The following is a 14,112-nucleotide window of genomic DNA, read 5'->3' as shown; positions in this document are numbered from 1 at the left end:
GGGCCGTCCTTCGCCTTGGCGGCGGTGTGCGGGTACGGACAGGCCCCGGCGAAAAAAGTTTCCCTCTAACCGGGGTCAGTCGTTGTTCCGACGTCCGGGCGGGCCGGAACGCCGGTCGATGCCGTTTTTGCGCCACCGGCGGTCGGCCAGCCAGCCGGCGATCCCCATCCAGGCCCAGTAGCCGAGCAGGGAGAGGACGACGGACGAGAGGCCGATCAGGGCGATTTCAACGGGACCGAGGGTCATGAGGAGGACTTGGCTTGGCGGCGGCGCCAGAGGACGAGACCGAGGGCCCCGAGGCCGGCGAAGGCGGCGTAGGTGGAGGGCTCGGGGATGGCGGTGACGGCAAAGTTGTCGAAGGTGATCTGGCCCGCGGTGATGGCCGAGCCGGTGGCGCGGGAGGTGACCGCGAGCTCGATCGCCATGCCACCGCCGTAGGGGACAGCCGGGCCGGCCTCCGCGCCGTCGAGATCGAAGGTGGCGCCGGTTGTGAAGGTGGCGCCGGCATTGAAGCTGTAGTCCAGCAACAGGTTCTTGGTCGTGGCATCGAAGGTCATGCGCAGGAGCACGTCGCTGGTATCAACCGTGGACGCGAACGTGCTGGTGCGGACCCAGGCCGAGCCGTTCCAACTGCCCCACTCGAACTGCAGGTTGGTGGCGCCGGGCGCGGTCTGGAGGTAGATGCCATAGTAGGAGTTGGAACCGACCGCGTCGCCCGGGCGGGTGAAGGTTTCGATGCCGGCCATGGTGGAACCGGCGGTGATGGCGGTCATGGTGTTGGTGGCCGTGACCTGCGCCGTCCAATTTGAGTTGAAGGGATTGCCGGCGCTCAGGCCGGCCCCGCCGACCGCGGTGGTCGATTCGCGCGTATCCACCCGAGCGAGGAAAGCCGTGTTGTTGAAGTTAACATTGCTGTTCGTGTACTCCATGCGCTGGTTGGTCTCGGTCCACGCGCCGCTGCCGCGGGGAATCGAGAAGCTCCAGATGCCGGGCTGCTCGCCCTCCAGGGAGTCCAAGGTCAGCGTGTTGTCGTTAAAATCATCCGAGCCCAGAAAGACCTGGGCAGAGAGGGGAAGCACGGCGAGAAGAAAACCGGTCAGGAGGGTGAGCAGACGGAGTTTCATGAGTGGTTGGGCAGGGTGGAATTTTCGGCCGCGAGATTGCCCGCTCCCCGTTGGCGCTCAACGGAGAGTTCGTAGGGAAATTCCTGAAACTTACCCCCGACAAACCATCAGGCCCGCGCGCGGCGGCGCCACAGCGCAAGCCCGAGCGCACCGAGGCCCGCGAGGGCAGCGTAGGTCGAGGGCTCGGGGATGGCGGAGACGGCGAAGTTGTCGGCGTAGATTGAGCCGACGGAAATGGCGCCCGGGGTGTTGCTGTTGCCGAATACGCCAAAGTTGAAACCATTGGCCACGCCGTTTGTGCTGTTATCCCACTGGCTGACCGGCAGGAAGGTGGCCACCGAATTGTAGGAGCTGCCGTCCAGGCTGTAGTCGGCGGAGAGCGTTTGGGCCGCGGCATCCCAGGTCAGCCGGAGCCGCACATCGGTGTTGTCGACGACGGAGGTGTTAACCGCGGCAAAGCCATTGCCCTCGGCCCGCACATAGTAACCGGTGCTGGTCGAGCTAAGCATCAAGGCGGAATACTGATTGTTGTCGTTGAAGACCTGGATGCCGACGGTCGCGAATTCGGCGCCGCTAAGCCCGCCAAGGGTGTTGGTGGCCGAGAGGTTCATCACCCAGCCCGTGGAGAAACTGGTGGCGGTGACATTGGCTACGCCGGTGTCGTCGCTATCCCAGAGGCGGAACTGGTTGCCCACGCCCGTGGCCGCCTTCTCGAAATCCAGGCGGTTGTTGGTGAAGGAGAGGGTGCCTTGGGTGGCCGCGTTGAGGCGGTAGGTGAAATCCCACAGGCTGGCGTTGAAGCCGCTGTCGAAATTGTCGGAACCGACGAAGGTCTGGGCAGACAGCGGGAGCGACGCGAGGGCGGCCCCGGCGAGAACGGTGAGGAGATGACGTAGTTTCATGTGAGTTAGAGGTTGTACGACCCCCAACCAAACCCGCCACCGATCGCACTCAACGGAGAGTTCCTAGGGAAATTCCTGAAAATTTCCGGCGTTAAGGCCATCAGGCCCTAGCGCGGCGACGCCATCGCGCGAGGCCGCGCACTCAGCGCGCCAGACCCTGCTCGCGCGTCCACAGGGCGGCGCGGGCGACCAGCGCGTTCGCGTGCGGGAGGTCGAGCTTGGCCTTGATCGCCTCGCGATGGGACTCGATCGTCTTCACGCTGACGCCGAGAGCCGTGGAAATCTCCTGCGTCGAGCGGCCCAGCCCGAGCTGGAGAAACACCTGCAGTTCGCGCTCGCTCAGATCGCGGCGCGGATCCGTGGCTCCCGCCGGCGTGCTGGCGCGTTCGTTCGCCACGGCGCGGCGCAGCGCCGAGATGATGGCGGCCGGGCCTTCCTGCTTGGAGACAAAGAAACTGGCGCCGGCCTGCAGCGCCTTCGGGGCATAGACTCCCGGATCGAGCATGGACAGCACCACGATCTTCAGGCGCGGATCCATCTGCCGCAGCTCGCGCACAAGCTTCAGGCCGTCGTCATCCTGCAGCAGCAGGTCCACCACGGCGGCATCGGGTTGCAATCGCGTGGCCAGCTCCCGCGCCGCGATGGCGGTGTCGGCTTCGCCGCACACCTCCAGATTTTCCTCGGTTTTCAACGCGGCGACCACGCCGGCGCGGAACAAAGGATGATCATCCACCACAATGACTTTCAGGCCCATGCCCCAGTATTGGAGGAACGAAACCGGCGGCGCAAGGAGCCGCCGAAAAAAATGCGCGGCCGGACTATTTCCCTCAAGCTTCAGGAAGCAGGCCCGAGCAGGTCGGCGATGGCGGCGGCGCAGCGCGGCCACGCCTCGGTCGCCGCGCCGGCGGGGCCCCGCGCTGCGGCGTCCTCTAGGTGGGTGCAGGCGCCAAACAACTCCCGCGCCTCCACCACCAGGGCGCTGTTGCGCAGGTAGTGCGCGCGCCGGCGGACGCGTGCCAGATCACCCGTGGCCACGGCGCCGGCCAGTTCATCCCGCAGCCCCGGGAGCTCTTCCTGAAAGACATGCCGCAGGTGGGCGGGCACGCGGTAGCCCTCGGCGGGCGCCGGGGCCGGCCGGGGCCGCGCGAACACGGCCGCGCCCAGGGTGGCGAGCGGCACGGGCTTGGCGAAGAAGGCCTCCATGCCGGCGGCCAGCGCGCGGTCCCGGTTGGCGTCATCGGCATGGGCGCTGACGCCAATGATGCGCACGCCCGGGGCCGCCGCCCGCAGCGCGGGCATCAGCTCGATGCCGTCGGTGTCCGGCAGGGAGAGATCCAGCAGGATGACTGCGGGCGTGATGGCCTTGACCCGGGCCAGCGCCGCGGCGCCGCCCCCGGCGGCCGTGCACACGCAGCCCTCGCCGGCGAGGTAGGAGATGAACAATTCGCGCAGGAGCGTGTTGTCCTCGATCACCAGCACGACCAACGACGCCTTGGCCGCCCCCGTCACCCGCGGCTCCGGCGCGAAGAGGGGCGTGACCGCCGGCCCGGCCACCACGGGGACCTCGCACTCGGCGATGAAGTTGGAACCGTGCCGGCCATCGCTCTCGACGCGCAGCGATCCGCCCATCGCCCGGCAGAGCGCGGCGGAGAGCGCCAGGCCGAGGCCGGTGCCTTCCTTCGCGGCGGTGTGCTCGAGCCGCGAAAACGGTTCGAACAACCGGGCCTGCTCGACGGGGGCGATGCCGGGACCGGTGTCGCTCACCGTGAGTTGGAGGCGCACGCGGCCGGCGGCGGCCGGCGTGGCGGCCAGGCGGACACTCACGGATCCGGCATCGGTGAACTTGAGGGCGTTGCCGACGAGGTTCAGCACGACCTGGGACAGCCGGCCGCCGTCGACTTCCACCCAGGCCGGCACGGTGTCGGTCGCGATCACGGTCAGCCGCAGCCCCTTGGCCTCGGCGCGCGGCCCGAACCCTTCCACGGTCTGCCGCACCAGCGCCGCGGGGGCGAGGGTGGCCGGCGTGAGCCGGAAGGACCCGCTTTCCGCCGCGCTGAGGTCGAGCAGGTCATTGATGAGGCGCGTCATGATCGCGCCGTGCTGTTGCAACGCCCCGAGCCAGGCGCACGCCTGGGGGTCGTCGCCGAGGCGCCCGCGCAGGAGTTCGCCGTAACCCAGGAGACTTTGGATCGGCGTGCGCAGCTCGTGACTGACCTTGGCGAGGAACGCCGTCTTCAGCCGGTTGGCGTCCGCTTCCACGGCGGCGGCATGCACCGCCCGTTCCTGCTCCTGATTGGCGCGTTTCTGAAAATAAAGCGCGGCGGTGAGCAGCAGGCCGAGCGCGGTCACGAGGAGCGGACCGGTGCGCCACTTTCGCGCCATCGAGGAGTAGAATTCCTCGCGTGGGTATTCCAGCCAGCCCAGCAGGCTTCCGTCCGTGCCGGTCACCGGCGCCCGGCAGTAATACGGGGCGCCTTGCTCCGGAATCCGGGAGAAAATCATATGGGCCGCCGCGGCCTGCCACGCGGCCGTGTCCGCCGTTCCGGCCCGGCCGCGCAGGATCACTTCATCGGGCCGGGCCCGCGGCACCGTGCTGGCGACCTCGACGATCCAACCGTCGTGCAGCACGAGAAAATGGGCGGAGGCCTGAAACTGCGTCGCACTCATCCGCTCGGCCAGCGCGCGGGAGGCCCGCGTGATCGCGTCGCCCAGTCCCGGCACGCGGGCCGTTCCGCGGCTGTCGGGCTCCAGCCGGAGATCCGTCAGCTGAAACGAGCCGGAGCGGAAGGGGGCGAAATCCCCGGGAACCAGCACGCTGGCGTTGTAGACGGTGGTCCGCAGCCGGCCGTTGATCACTTCCCAACGATTGTCCTGTCCGGTCATCAGCGCGAAGCCCACGCCGACGACCAGGACCGCCACCGCCGCTTGCCAGAAGGGGCGCGCCATGGCCCGTGCCTCCCGCCGGTTGACCGCGGTCAGGCCTTGGGGGCGGATCCGCCACAGGTGGATCAACAGCAGGGTGCCCGCCAGCAACTGGAACAGCGCGGCGACGGCCCCCATCGGCGTGGCGGTGGCCGAGCGCTGCAGGGTGTCGGTGTGCAGGGCCAGCGGTCCGATCGTGGAAAAGGCCGGCACCAGGCCGGGCAACAGGAACGTGACGAGCGACGAGCCGCGCGCGGCTGGGTGTTGGATCAGGCGCCACGCCGGCAGCACCGGCACGATCGCGAGCACCCAGCAGCTGACGGACGGCCAGGCCCAGTGCAGCATGACGGCCCCGGCCAACAGCGCCCCGCCGGCCCACTGCCGGAACCGCCGGGCACCGGCGGTTTTCGCATCCTGCCACCCCCAGAGAAAGAACAGCCCATAGGTGAGGGTCGCGAGGGCCAGATCCGCGGTCAGCGCGGGGTTGAGCAGGGCGGGCAGGTAGGTGGCATGCGTGCCGGGGACGAGACGCTCGATGAAGAGATCGAACGGCGGGTTATAAACCAGGAACTGCACCAAGGCACCGAGCACGCGGGCCCCGGCGATCCACGGCAGCAGGAGCCAGAGCGATTCGCGCTGCGGGTGCCGCCACCACAGGACAAAGATCAGACCCCAAACGACCAGAACGCCGAACCACAACAGATCCTGGTGCACGGACAGGTGGCCGAGCAGGAAGGACAAAGAACTGGCATCGGCGGCGGGGGGCATGGTCGACCTTTCGAACCTCCCTGCCCCGCCCCGTGGCGTCAATCCGGGACGAAGCCCGGGTGGCGAGCAAAACAGCATCGCCTTGCTGGCTCCGCGGGTTTCGCATCACGGGATGCGAGGAGCACCCAGACTTTCCGGCCGCCCCCTGCTGGCCGCCCTCCTGGCGTTCCTGCCCTTATCCGGTCTCGCGACCGCCCCCGCCCACCCCGAGGCGCTGGCCCTCCTGCTTGGGGACCAACATTCCGCCTACGATCGCACGGCGCAGCTCGTCGCGCGGGTTGACCGCCTGCAGGCGGAGCATCCCGGCCTGCCGCTGGTCATTCTCCTCAACGGCGACACGCAGGAATTGGGCAACGTCATCGCGCGCCGAACCGGCGGGGCGATCGACTTCGCCATGTACGGCGCGCTGGCGCGCCGCGCCCCCACGATCGTCAACCTCGGCAACCACGAGCCGGAATTTCATGATCTGGCCGAGACCGTGCGGCGCATCGAGGCCACGGGCGCGCGCGTCGTCACCAACATCAAGGACCGCGGCACCGGGCGGGTCGCAGCGCCGCCGGCCCTCGCGTTGACCCTGGGCGCGACCCCGGCCGTCGTGGTCGGCGTGACGACCGACAACCTCGCCACCTACCGCGTCGCGCTCCGGCCCGAGCTCGACCTAGCCGACCCGGTGGTCTGGGCGCGGGAAAACTTCCCCACCCTGCTCGGCGGCACGCCGCTGCCGATCGTGTTGAGCCACGCGGGCATCAAGGCGGACCGGGCGATCCAGCCGCTGCTGCCCGACGGCACGCTCTTCGCCGGCGCCCACGACCACCAGCGGTTCGTGGAACCCTTCGGGCGGACGGTGTATGTTCATTCCGGCTCGTGGAATTCCCACGTGTCGCTGGCGTGGCTCGACCGCGACGACGCGGGCCAGCCGCGCTGGACGGTCGAGCAGGTGGCCTTGTCGGCGGAGGATCCGGCCGACCCGGAGATGAAGGACCTCATCGACCGGGTCCTGGCGGAGCATCTGCAACCCGAAGACCGGGCGAGCGTGGGCCGCACGCAGCAAGCCTATGCACCGGCGGAAGCGGGGCGGTTTGCGGCCGCCGCGCTGCGGACCGCCGCGGGGGTGGACGCCGCCTTCATCGGCAACACCACGTTTGGCGCCGGGTTGCCGGCGGGGACGGTCACCCGCCGGGAGTTTGATGCCTGCGTTCGCTTCGACGGTCCGGTCTTCGTCACCGAGGTGGACGGCGTGCGCCTCGCGGAGTTGCTGGCGGCGGCCAACCTGACCCCGGCCACGCCATTCGCGCAGCGGCGCGGGGAATTCAATTTTGCCGACGGCCCGGCCGCGCCCGATCCCACCCGCACCTACCGGATCGCCACCTCGGACTGGGGCGCGCGCAACACCGACCGCTATTTCGGCCTCCCGGCGCTGGTCTGGCGCGAGGTGGCCGGGCTCAAGGTGAAGGCGGCGGTGATTTCAGGCCTGAGCGCGCCCTGAGCGCGCGCCCATGCGCGCTTACCGGGGATCGGGCTCTTGTCGCGACTGATGCCGGCGCTGCGTGAGCCAGTGGCTCAGCTGCAGGCTGGTCCAATAGACCAGCAACGTGACCGCGGTGGCGGCGGCGGCGATCAGGAGAATTTGGAGTGAGTCAGGCATGGGCGGCCGGTGCAGGGGTCCACGGGGCGATCACGGTCACAACTGATCCACCGCCGGGGACACGGCCGGCGGCAACACCGCCGCCGGCCGATCACACCTGACACAACACACCGGTTGCATGCCTGCATGATGCCAGAATTCCGCGCACGGAGCACAGGAACCCGGGAAAATTATACAGGTGGAATTCCCGGCAGCAGTCACGGCGTGGCGGTCGTTGGTCTGAATGGCATCATTCCCAGGGAAACAGATGCAGCGCCCCGGGCCCGGAGTCGGTCCGGGTCAGCACCAGGCCTGCCCGGGCGCGGCTAAGGGGAAGCAGGTCGCGCCCGATCCACCACATGGAGGAGAACACAAGCAGCGCGCCACCCAGCAGCACGGCGATGGCGAGCACCAACCCGCCGGGCTTGACCGCGGGAAAATCATCATCCGGGGCCATATGGGGCTGGGCCCGGCTGCTCAGCAGGCAGACCAACACGAGCAGGCAGCCTGCGGCCACCACGATGAAACCAAAGACACCGCCGAGCAAAAGGGCGCGGTCGAGAAAGTCAGGCGTGGGCGCATTCATGGTTATGGAACCATGATACCAGAACCGCGCCGAACCCGCGTGGGAGCTGTGGAATAAACCCGGGCAGATGTCCCGCTCGGCTACAGCGATTGAAACCGCACTACGGCGCCTCGATGTAGCCGTGACGGATGGCGTAGTGCACGAGGGCGGCGGGCTCCTGCAGGCCGAGTTTGTCGCGCAGGATTGAAAGGTGGTTTTGCACCGTCTTGGCGCTCACGCCGAGCCGGTCGGCGAGGACCTTGGGGTTTTCCCCGCCGGCGAAGCCGCGGAGCACCTCGCGCTCGCGGGGCGTGAGGCTCACGCCCATGGCGTGGCCCTCGCCGACCATGCGGTCCACAAGGAGGCGGGCGCTGGCCGGGCAATAATAGGTCTCGCCGTTGAGCACGCGGCGCACGGCGTCGCGCATGGTGGCGAGGTCGGAGCGTTTCATCACGAAGCCCTGCACGCCGAGGCTGACGGCCTCGCGCACGAGGTGGCCCTGTTCATTAGAGGACATGAAGAGCCAGCGGGTGCGCGGCAGCTTCGGGCCGACCTGGCGCACGAGGTCGAAGCCGCGGCCGTCGGGCAGCATCCAGTCGACGATGGCGAGATCGGGTTTTTCCTTCAGCAGGGCGGCGGTGCCCTCGGCCACGGTGGTGCAGTCGGCGGCGAGGGTGTGGCCCAGGTCCTCCCGGATCAGGTGGGCAAAAAGCTGGCGGACCATGGTGTGGTCCTCAATGAGCACGATGCGGGCGGATTTTTTCTCAGGGGGCATGACGACAGCCTAGCGCAAACGACCGGCAGTGTGCGCGGGAGCCCGGGAAAGGGAACCGGGAAATTTGCCCGGTTCCCTCATGACATCCGCGGTAAAGCCACTCAAGCCGGGTTGCTGGAGGTGTTCAGCACGACCTTGGACAGACCTGAAACCACGGCGCCGGTATCGGAGCGAGTGACCGACACCTGCTGGGCGGAGGTGAATTCCAGCGTCGCGCAGCCGTCGTCATAGTTGGCGGGATCGACCTGGATGGTCACCAGCAACCCCGCGGGCGCGGCCGGGAGGTTGTCGAGGCCGGCGAATTCGTAGCGCTGGTTCAGCAAGCCGCCGCTGTCCTTGTCTTTCAGTTCCAGCACGGCGCGCTGGCGCGGATTGGCGGCCTGGGGATCGTAGTGGAAGGTGAAGCTGAGGCTCCGATTGGAGGAAATATTCGCGGGGCGTTGCACCGGCCCAAAGGCGGCGAAATCGATGTCGATGGCCCCCAGCGGGTCGTGGGCGCCCAGGGAAAAATACGTTAGGCCGGGATACAGCCTTGGCCAGATTCTCGGCGCCACCATCGCCAGGGCTTCCTTCGGCGTGCCCGTAATATTTTTATCTTTGAGCGAGAGAGTGAAATCAACCGTGCCCTTCCCCGACAAGGCCAAGGGAGCGGAGCGAAAAAGATCTTTCATCGCCGGGGCGGCGGCGCCGTCGGTCGGGGCGGCGGCCCGCTGGCGGGCGAACACCACAATTTTTCCGTCACTACTCAGGCTGACCCCGAGTAGGGCGGCGGACATGGAACCGAACTTGTAAGGAGCATAGACGGGCATGGGAGACGTGGATTATGGGTTGGATTGACCGACCGCGTCAGGCGGGCGGAGAAAAGGGACGGAAGCATCATTCCAGGAATCAAGGCGTGCCTGACAACGGGTCCACCAGTGCTGCACGGCCGGCGCATCGGCATCCAGCGCGGCTTGTTCCAGGCCGGTGCAGATATCGAAGAGGGCGTCATCCCGCACCACGGCCGCGCTGTTTTTCAAGTAATGCGCCTGCGCATGCACCTGCAGCCAGTTCTCGGCGGCGATCACCGCGGCCATCCGCGAACGCTGCCCCGGCAACTCGCGCCGGAATTCCTGCCGCAGTCGTTCGAGGAGCGGCGAGACCGAGGACAGGTCGAGGGCCTTGCCAGCATCCGGGCTGGAGGCCACGGCCTGGGCCAAGACGTCCAGTGGCACAGGCTTGGTTAGAAATGCGTCCATACCGGCGGCGAGCACCCGGGCCCGGTCGGCCGAGCTGGCATGCGCGCTGACGCCAATGATGCGGATTTGCGCGGGTTGTTGCGCCCGCAGTGGCGTGACGAGGGAGGTGCTGTCGCCATCGGGCAGGGCCAGATCGAGAATGATGGCATCGAAGCGATTGGCCGCGGCCTGCGTGAGGGCTTCCCGGCCAGTATCGGCCGCGGCACACAGCGCGCCTTGCTCGGTCAGGAAGGCGACAAAGAGCTCCCGCAGCAGCCGGTTGTCGTCCACCACGAGCACGCGCCGGCCGCGCAATCCGGCGGCTTGGCGGGAGCTTGGCCTGGTCTCGAAGAGTTCCGCGGAGGCCGCCCTAAACCGGGCCGTGAACACCGAGCCGGCCACCCCGTCGCTTTCCACCGCGAGACTGCCGTCCATGGCGCCACACAATGCGGCCGACAAGGCCAGGCCAAGCCCGGAGCCTTCCTTCGCGGCGGTGCCCTCGAGGCGGGAGAACGCCACAAACAACCGGTGTTGCTGGTCCGGAGGTATGCCGGGGCCAGTGTCACGGACGACGAGGATCAGTTCCGTTTTGTTTTCTGCGGCCGCCCGCGCCTGCAGGGCCACGGTCACCCCGCCGCGCTCCGTGAATTTCAGGGCATTGCCGATCAGATTGGTCAGCACCTGCCGGAAGCGCTCGCCATCCAGCGAGGCCGCGGCCGGCGCGGCTGGATCGATGAAGCAGGCCAGCGAGAGTCCCAGTTGTTCCGCCCGAGGCCGGAAACTCTCCACCGTTTGCCGCACCACCTCGCCCACGGGCACGACTTTTGGCGCTAGCCGGAAAGAGCCGGACTCCACGGCGCTGAGGTCGATGAGATCGTTGACCAGCCGGGTCATCAGTTCGCCGTGCTGCTGGAGGGAGGAGAGCCAGAGGGCCGCCTTGGCGTCGTCGGTCACATGCCGGCGCAGGAGTTCGCTGTAGCCCAACAGGCTTTGGATGGGCGTGCGCAGCTCATGGCTCACCTTGGCGAGGAAGGCGGTCTTGAGCTGGCTGGCGGCCCGGGCGTTCGCCGCCTCCAGGCGGGCGGCTTCGCGGGATTCCTCCCGGTTGCGCTGCCACCAGCCAAGCACGAGAATCGCGCCACCCAAAAAAATCACCACAAAGGCGAGCAAACGCGCCTGCAGCTGTGCGCCCAGCCAGTGGGAAACGCCAAAGTCCAGCACCAGCCAGCCCAGCATTTTCCTTTCGGACGAAATCAAGGGGGCGCGGGCCTGAATCGTGTCACCATAATAGAAGCGAACTGGGCCCAAGACAGTGGCGTCTTGTTGTACCCACGAATCCCAAGTGGCCTGATCAGGCAGGCCATAGATGCCAAAGCTGCCAGGAATGCCGGGCATCTCATTGGAGACACAGCAGGAGACCAACAATCCGCTGCGCAGGGTGAGGACCATGGCCCACTGGGCATCCGGATTGGCTTTTTCAATTTCGCTTAGCCCCTGTGAAACCCGGAGAGGGTTTTGCGCGGCAAGAAAAGCCGAATAGTAGAAGTCCTTGCGATCGGGTGTACCCGGCGAAGCATCCAATCTATCCAATCTGAATTGCGGACCAAGGACCGCAGCCAGCGCGTCGCGGTCAATCAAGGGGGCCGAAGCCTTAACGCGGGCCAGCAGATGCTGTTCAAAATTTCGTCGCGCCCACAGACTCATGATACCGGCCAACGCGATGCCAAGAACCAGCCACAGGATGAGACTGCGGCGCAGGGCCGACAGATTATTCAAACCGGGCGTAGTCCGAAACAAAGGCATAGTGGCCAGGAGGGCGGAAGAAAACAGACTCGCCGCCGCCAGCGGCCCCAACGGGCTGATCCCCTCCAGCCGATGAGGCACACCCAATAACTCGGCCAAAGGACCGGTGGTACCGGTCCACCCGGCGGCCGCCAGCGCCAGCAAGGAAGCCCGCTCCAAGGGGGATTTCTCCCGGCGGACCAGCAGCAACACCCCGAGACTGAGGGAGGCCACCGTAATCCAGCTTCCTAAAACCGGGTGGTCCCACCGCCAGGCACCGGCCGCCACCATGAGCCCCATGCCCGCCGCCACGAGCAGCCGGCGGAACTTGTCGCCTCCGCTGGTTGCGCACCACCAGATACCCGCGGCGAGCAGGGCGTGGATGCCCCCCACCCCGAGATCCCAGGCCCGCCAAGGATCGATGTTGGGACGAAGCTCCACCGGGGTCACCAGCTGGGTGAACATCGTGAGGGCGATGGCGATGCCTGCCCCCGCCGCCACGGGCAGCCAAGGCATGAGACCGTCCCGCCGCGCAAATCGCCACCACGCCACCAGCACCAGCGACCAGCCAGCCAACGCCAGGAACCACAGGTAATCCTGCTGGTAAACCAACCACTGGAGCGGCGTGGGCAGCGACATGGCTCAGGGCGTGGGGAGGTTTTCCAACCAGTGGATCGCCGGGGCGAAAAGATAGGCTCCGCCCAGCCGCCGCACCACCGGGGGCAAGGGCGGGATCTGGTCGGCACCGCAATGCGTCACCGGCTCGCTGTGCCCGAAGAGCACCGGATCCATGTTGGCGGTGTCGTACGTCGGGAAGGCGGTGTCCCGGGCCCACGTGTTGTGCCACTGGTCGAACTGGGTCCACGGGTCGGCCATGTAGGCGAGGAACAGCAGGCCGACGCCGTCGCCGAAGCCGGGCCAGGCGCCGGTGTTGGCCGCCTCCCGGGCCGCCAGTTTCCGGGCGGGATCAAAGATCATCCCGCGCCGGACCGGCTGGACGCGCCCCACCGCGTGTTTGTCCAGCCCGGTGGGGGACATCGCGCGGGGGTTGGACTTGCGGATATGGGCGTGAAACGGGCAGCCCGCGCTTTGCCGGGTTTCCTCGAAGTCGAATTCATTCAGCCACGCCGGCAGGTGGGGTGGCCGGGACGCGTTCTGATCCGTGCCCGCCGGGACCGGGAGGGAACGCAGGACTTGGGCCGGCGTGTGGCCGTGGCGGTTGCGCCCCATGATCAGGGCCGGTGCCAGGTCGGCGGCGACGTCGGCCGCAAATCCGCAGGCCCGCAGGCGCTCGACGATCTTCACCTCATGCTCCCGGAAGCCCTGCACATCCTGTTCGAGCTTGAGCAGGGCCACGTAGGAACCGCCGCGGAGCGGGCCGTCCCGAACAAACACGTTCTCCAGTTGCAGGTCAATGGAGTGCCAGGCCGGCGGCGTGCCCGGCGTCCGCACGGCGGGTTCCCGATCCTCGTGGAAAAATTGGGGCATGCTGATGCCGTCGACAAAGCCGAAGGGTTCGCGGGGAGGATGGTAGCCGTTGCCGTAGGGGTTGCCCTCATCCCGCCACGTGCAGCCTGGCTCGATGTGTTCTTCCCAGACGGAGATATCATGCTCCCCGCACCAGGCCTTGAGCGCCGGCACCAGCTGCTCGTCGAGAGCCTTCTCCTCTTTGCAGGCGAGCAGGAAAATCCCGTGGAAGTCCTCCGTGTAGGGTTTGGTCCAGTACGACAGGTCCACGCTGCCGCCCATCAGCGGACCCTGCATGCCGGCGGCCATGCCGGTCTCAAGGGAGCCGTGCAGGGCGGCTTTTTCCTCCGGCGATATACCGAGCGCCTCCAGGCCCGAGCGGCTCAGCAGGAGGCCGCTGAAATACTGGACGACCACTTGGTCTTCCAGCGCGGTGAGGCGCTGGAGCACATCCTGCTGGCTCTCCGCCATCGCCCACTTTTCCGCCTGCAGGGAGTATTGCCGCCGGAGCTCCACGGCCCGGTAGCGCAGCGAGCGTTGCCGGTATTGTTCCAAGGCGGAGCGAATCCAGGGCCGCATGTGCCGCTCGCGATCGTAGGTCGCGGCTGCCCGGGCCGCCGCCCGCGCCCGGTCCACCCCGGAGGGAAACCGAAAAAACACCAGCCGCTGGTGGTCGCGGCCGTGACCCTTGAGGATGTTGCCTTGGACTGCATCAAGGAAACTGGCCTCCGCTTGACGCTCGTCACGCGAGAGCCCCGGACGATTCAAGGGCAGACTGGGAGGAAAGGCGGGGAAGGGCATGGAGGATTCCCGGATCGCGGGGAGGTTGAGCGAGGTTCGTGCCAAGGCAATGCCGCCCAGCATAGCGGAAAGAATTTCTCCTCACCCGGGACCGTGGCCTCCGGGTGCGGGAAAAACTCCCGCGTTGTTGCAAAACACATTCGCCAGCGCGGCCGGATGTCCCTC

At 67.4% G+C, this 14,112-nt stretch carries 12 protein-coding genes; 1 reads left to right on the top strand and 11 read right to left on the bottom strand.

Features of this window, described 5'->3' with window-relative positions; all coding sequences use genetic code 11:
• Positions 1–75: 75 nt before the first annotated feature.
• The 5 genes from Verru16B_RS18270 to Verru16B_RS05390 form a co-directional block, all read right to left on the bottom strand.
• A complete protein-coding gene (locus Verru16B_RS18270) occupies positions 76–246 on the bottom strand; it encodes a hypothetical protein (protein ID WP_157772241.1) in 171 nt (56 codons plus the stop codon).
• Positions 243–1,124: a PEP-CTERM sorting domain-containing protein gene (locus Verru16B_RS05405; protein ID WP_069961333.1), complete on the bottom strand. Its 882-nt coding sequence runs from the start codon at positions 1,122–1,124 to the stop codon at positions 243–245. Before Verru16B_RS05405 ends, Verru16B_RS18270 begins: the two co-directional genes overlap by 4 nt.
• Positions 1,125–1,231: 107 nt before the next feature.
• Positions 1,232–2,026, bottom strand: a complete 795-nt coding sequence (locus Verru16B_RS18755; protein WP_069961332.1) for a PEP-CTERM sorting domain-containing protein — start codon at positions 2,024–2,026, stop codon at positions 1,232–1,234.
• 142 nt (positions 2,027–2,168) lie between these two features.
• On the bottom strand, positions 2,169–2,780 hold the full coding sequence (locus Verru16B_RS05395) for a response regulator transcription factor (protein ID WP_069961331.1): 612 nt from the start codon (positions 2,778–2,780) through the stop codon (positions 2,169–2,171).
• Between the two features lie 80 nt (positions 2,781–2,860).
• Entirely contained in the window at positions 2,861–5,716 is a 2,856-nt protein-coding gene (locus Verru16B_RS05390; RefSeq protein WP_069961330.1) for a sensor histidine kinase, read from the bottom strand.
• A gap of 112 nt (positions 5,717–5,828) precedes the next feature.
• Between Verru16B_RS05390 and Verru16B_RS05385 the strand changes: the two genes are divergently transcribed.
• Complete coding sequence (locus tag Verru16B_RS05385) at positions 5,829–7,202, top strand: 5'-nucleotidase C-terminal domain-containing protein (RefSeq protein ID WP_069961329.1); 1,374 nt, start codon at positions 5,829–5,831, stop codon at positions 7,200–7,202.
• An 18-nt stretch (positions 7,203–7,220) separates the two neighbouring features.
• Here the strand turns inward: Verru16B_RS05385 and Verru16B_RS18260 are convergent, their stop codons facing one another.
• The 6 genes from Verru16B_RS18260 to Verru16B_RS05360 form a co-directional block, all read right to left on the bottom strand.
• Positions 7,221–7,361, bottom strand: a complete 141-nt coding sequence (locus Verru16B_RS18260; protein ID WP_157772239.1) for a hypothetical protein — start codon at positions 7,359–7,361, stop codon at positions 7,221–7,223.
• A 229-nt stretch (positions 7,362–7,590) separates the two neighbouring features.
• Complete coding sequence (locus Verru16B_RS05380) at positions 7,591–7,926, bottom strand: hypothetical protein (RefSeq protein ID WP_069961328.1); 336 nt, start codon at positions 7,924–7,926, stop codon at positions 7,591–7,593.
• Positions 7,927–8,026: 100 nt separating this feature from the next.
• On the bottom strand, positions 8,027–8,680 hold the full coding sequence (locus Verru16B_RS05375; protein WP_069961327.1) for a response regulator transcription factor: 654 nt from the start codon (positions 8,678–8,680) through the stop codon (positions 8,027–8,029).
• 101 nt (positions 8,681–8,781) lie between these two features.
• Positions 8,782–9,456: a hypothetical protein gene (locus tag Verru16B_RS05370; RefSeq protein WP_157772237.1), complete on the bottom strand. Its 675-nt coding sequence runs from the start codon at positions 9,454–9,456 to the stop codon at positions 8,782–8,784.
• A 45-nt stretch (positions 9,457–9,501) separates the two neighbouring features.
• The gene (locus tag Verru16B_RS05365; protein ID WP_169829278.1) at positions 9,502–12,144 is read right to left on the bottom strand and encodes a hybrid sensor histidine kinase/response regulator; all 2,643 of its coding nucleotides are present in this window, start codon (positions 12,142–12,144) and stop codon (positions 9,502–9,504) included.
• 177 nt (positions 12,145–12,321) lie between these two features.
• Entirely contained in the window at positions 12,322–13,947 is a 1,626-nt protein-coding gene (locus Verru16B_RS05360) for a Dyp-type peroxidase (protein WP_157772235.1), read from the bottom strand.
• Between the last annotated feature and the right edge of the window lie 165 nt (positions 13,948–14,112).

It is taken from the genome of Lacunisphaera limnophila (assembly GCF_001746835.1).
Taxonomy (GTDB): Bacteria; Verrucomicrobiota; Verrucomicrobiia; order Opitutales; family Opitutaceae; genus Lacunisphaera; species Lacunisphaera limnophila.
This window is presented reverse-complemented; position numbering and strand designations above follow the sequence as displayed.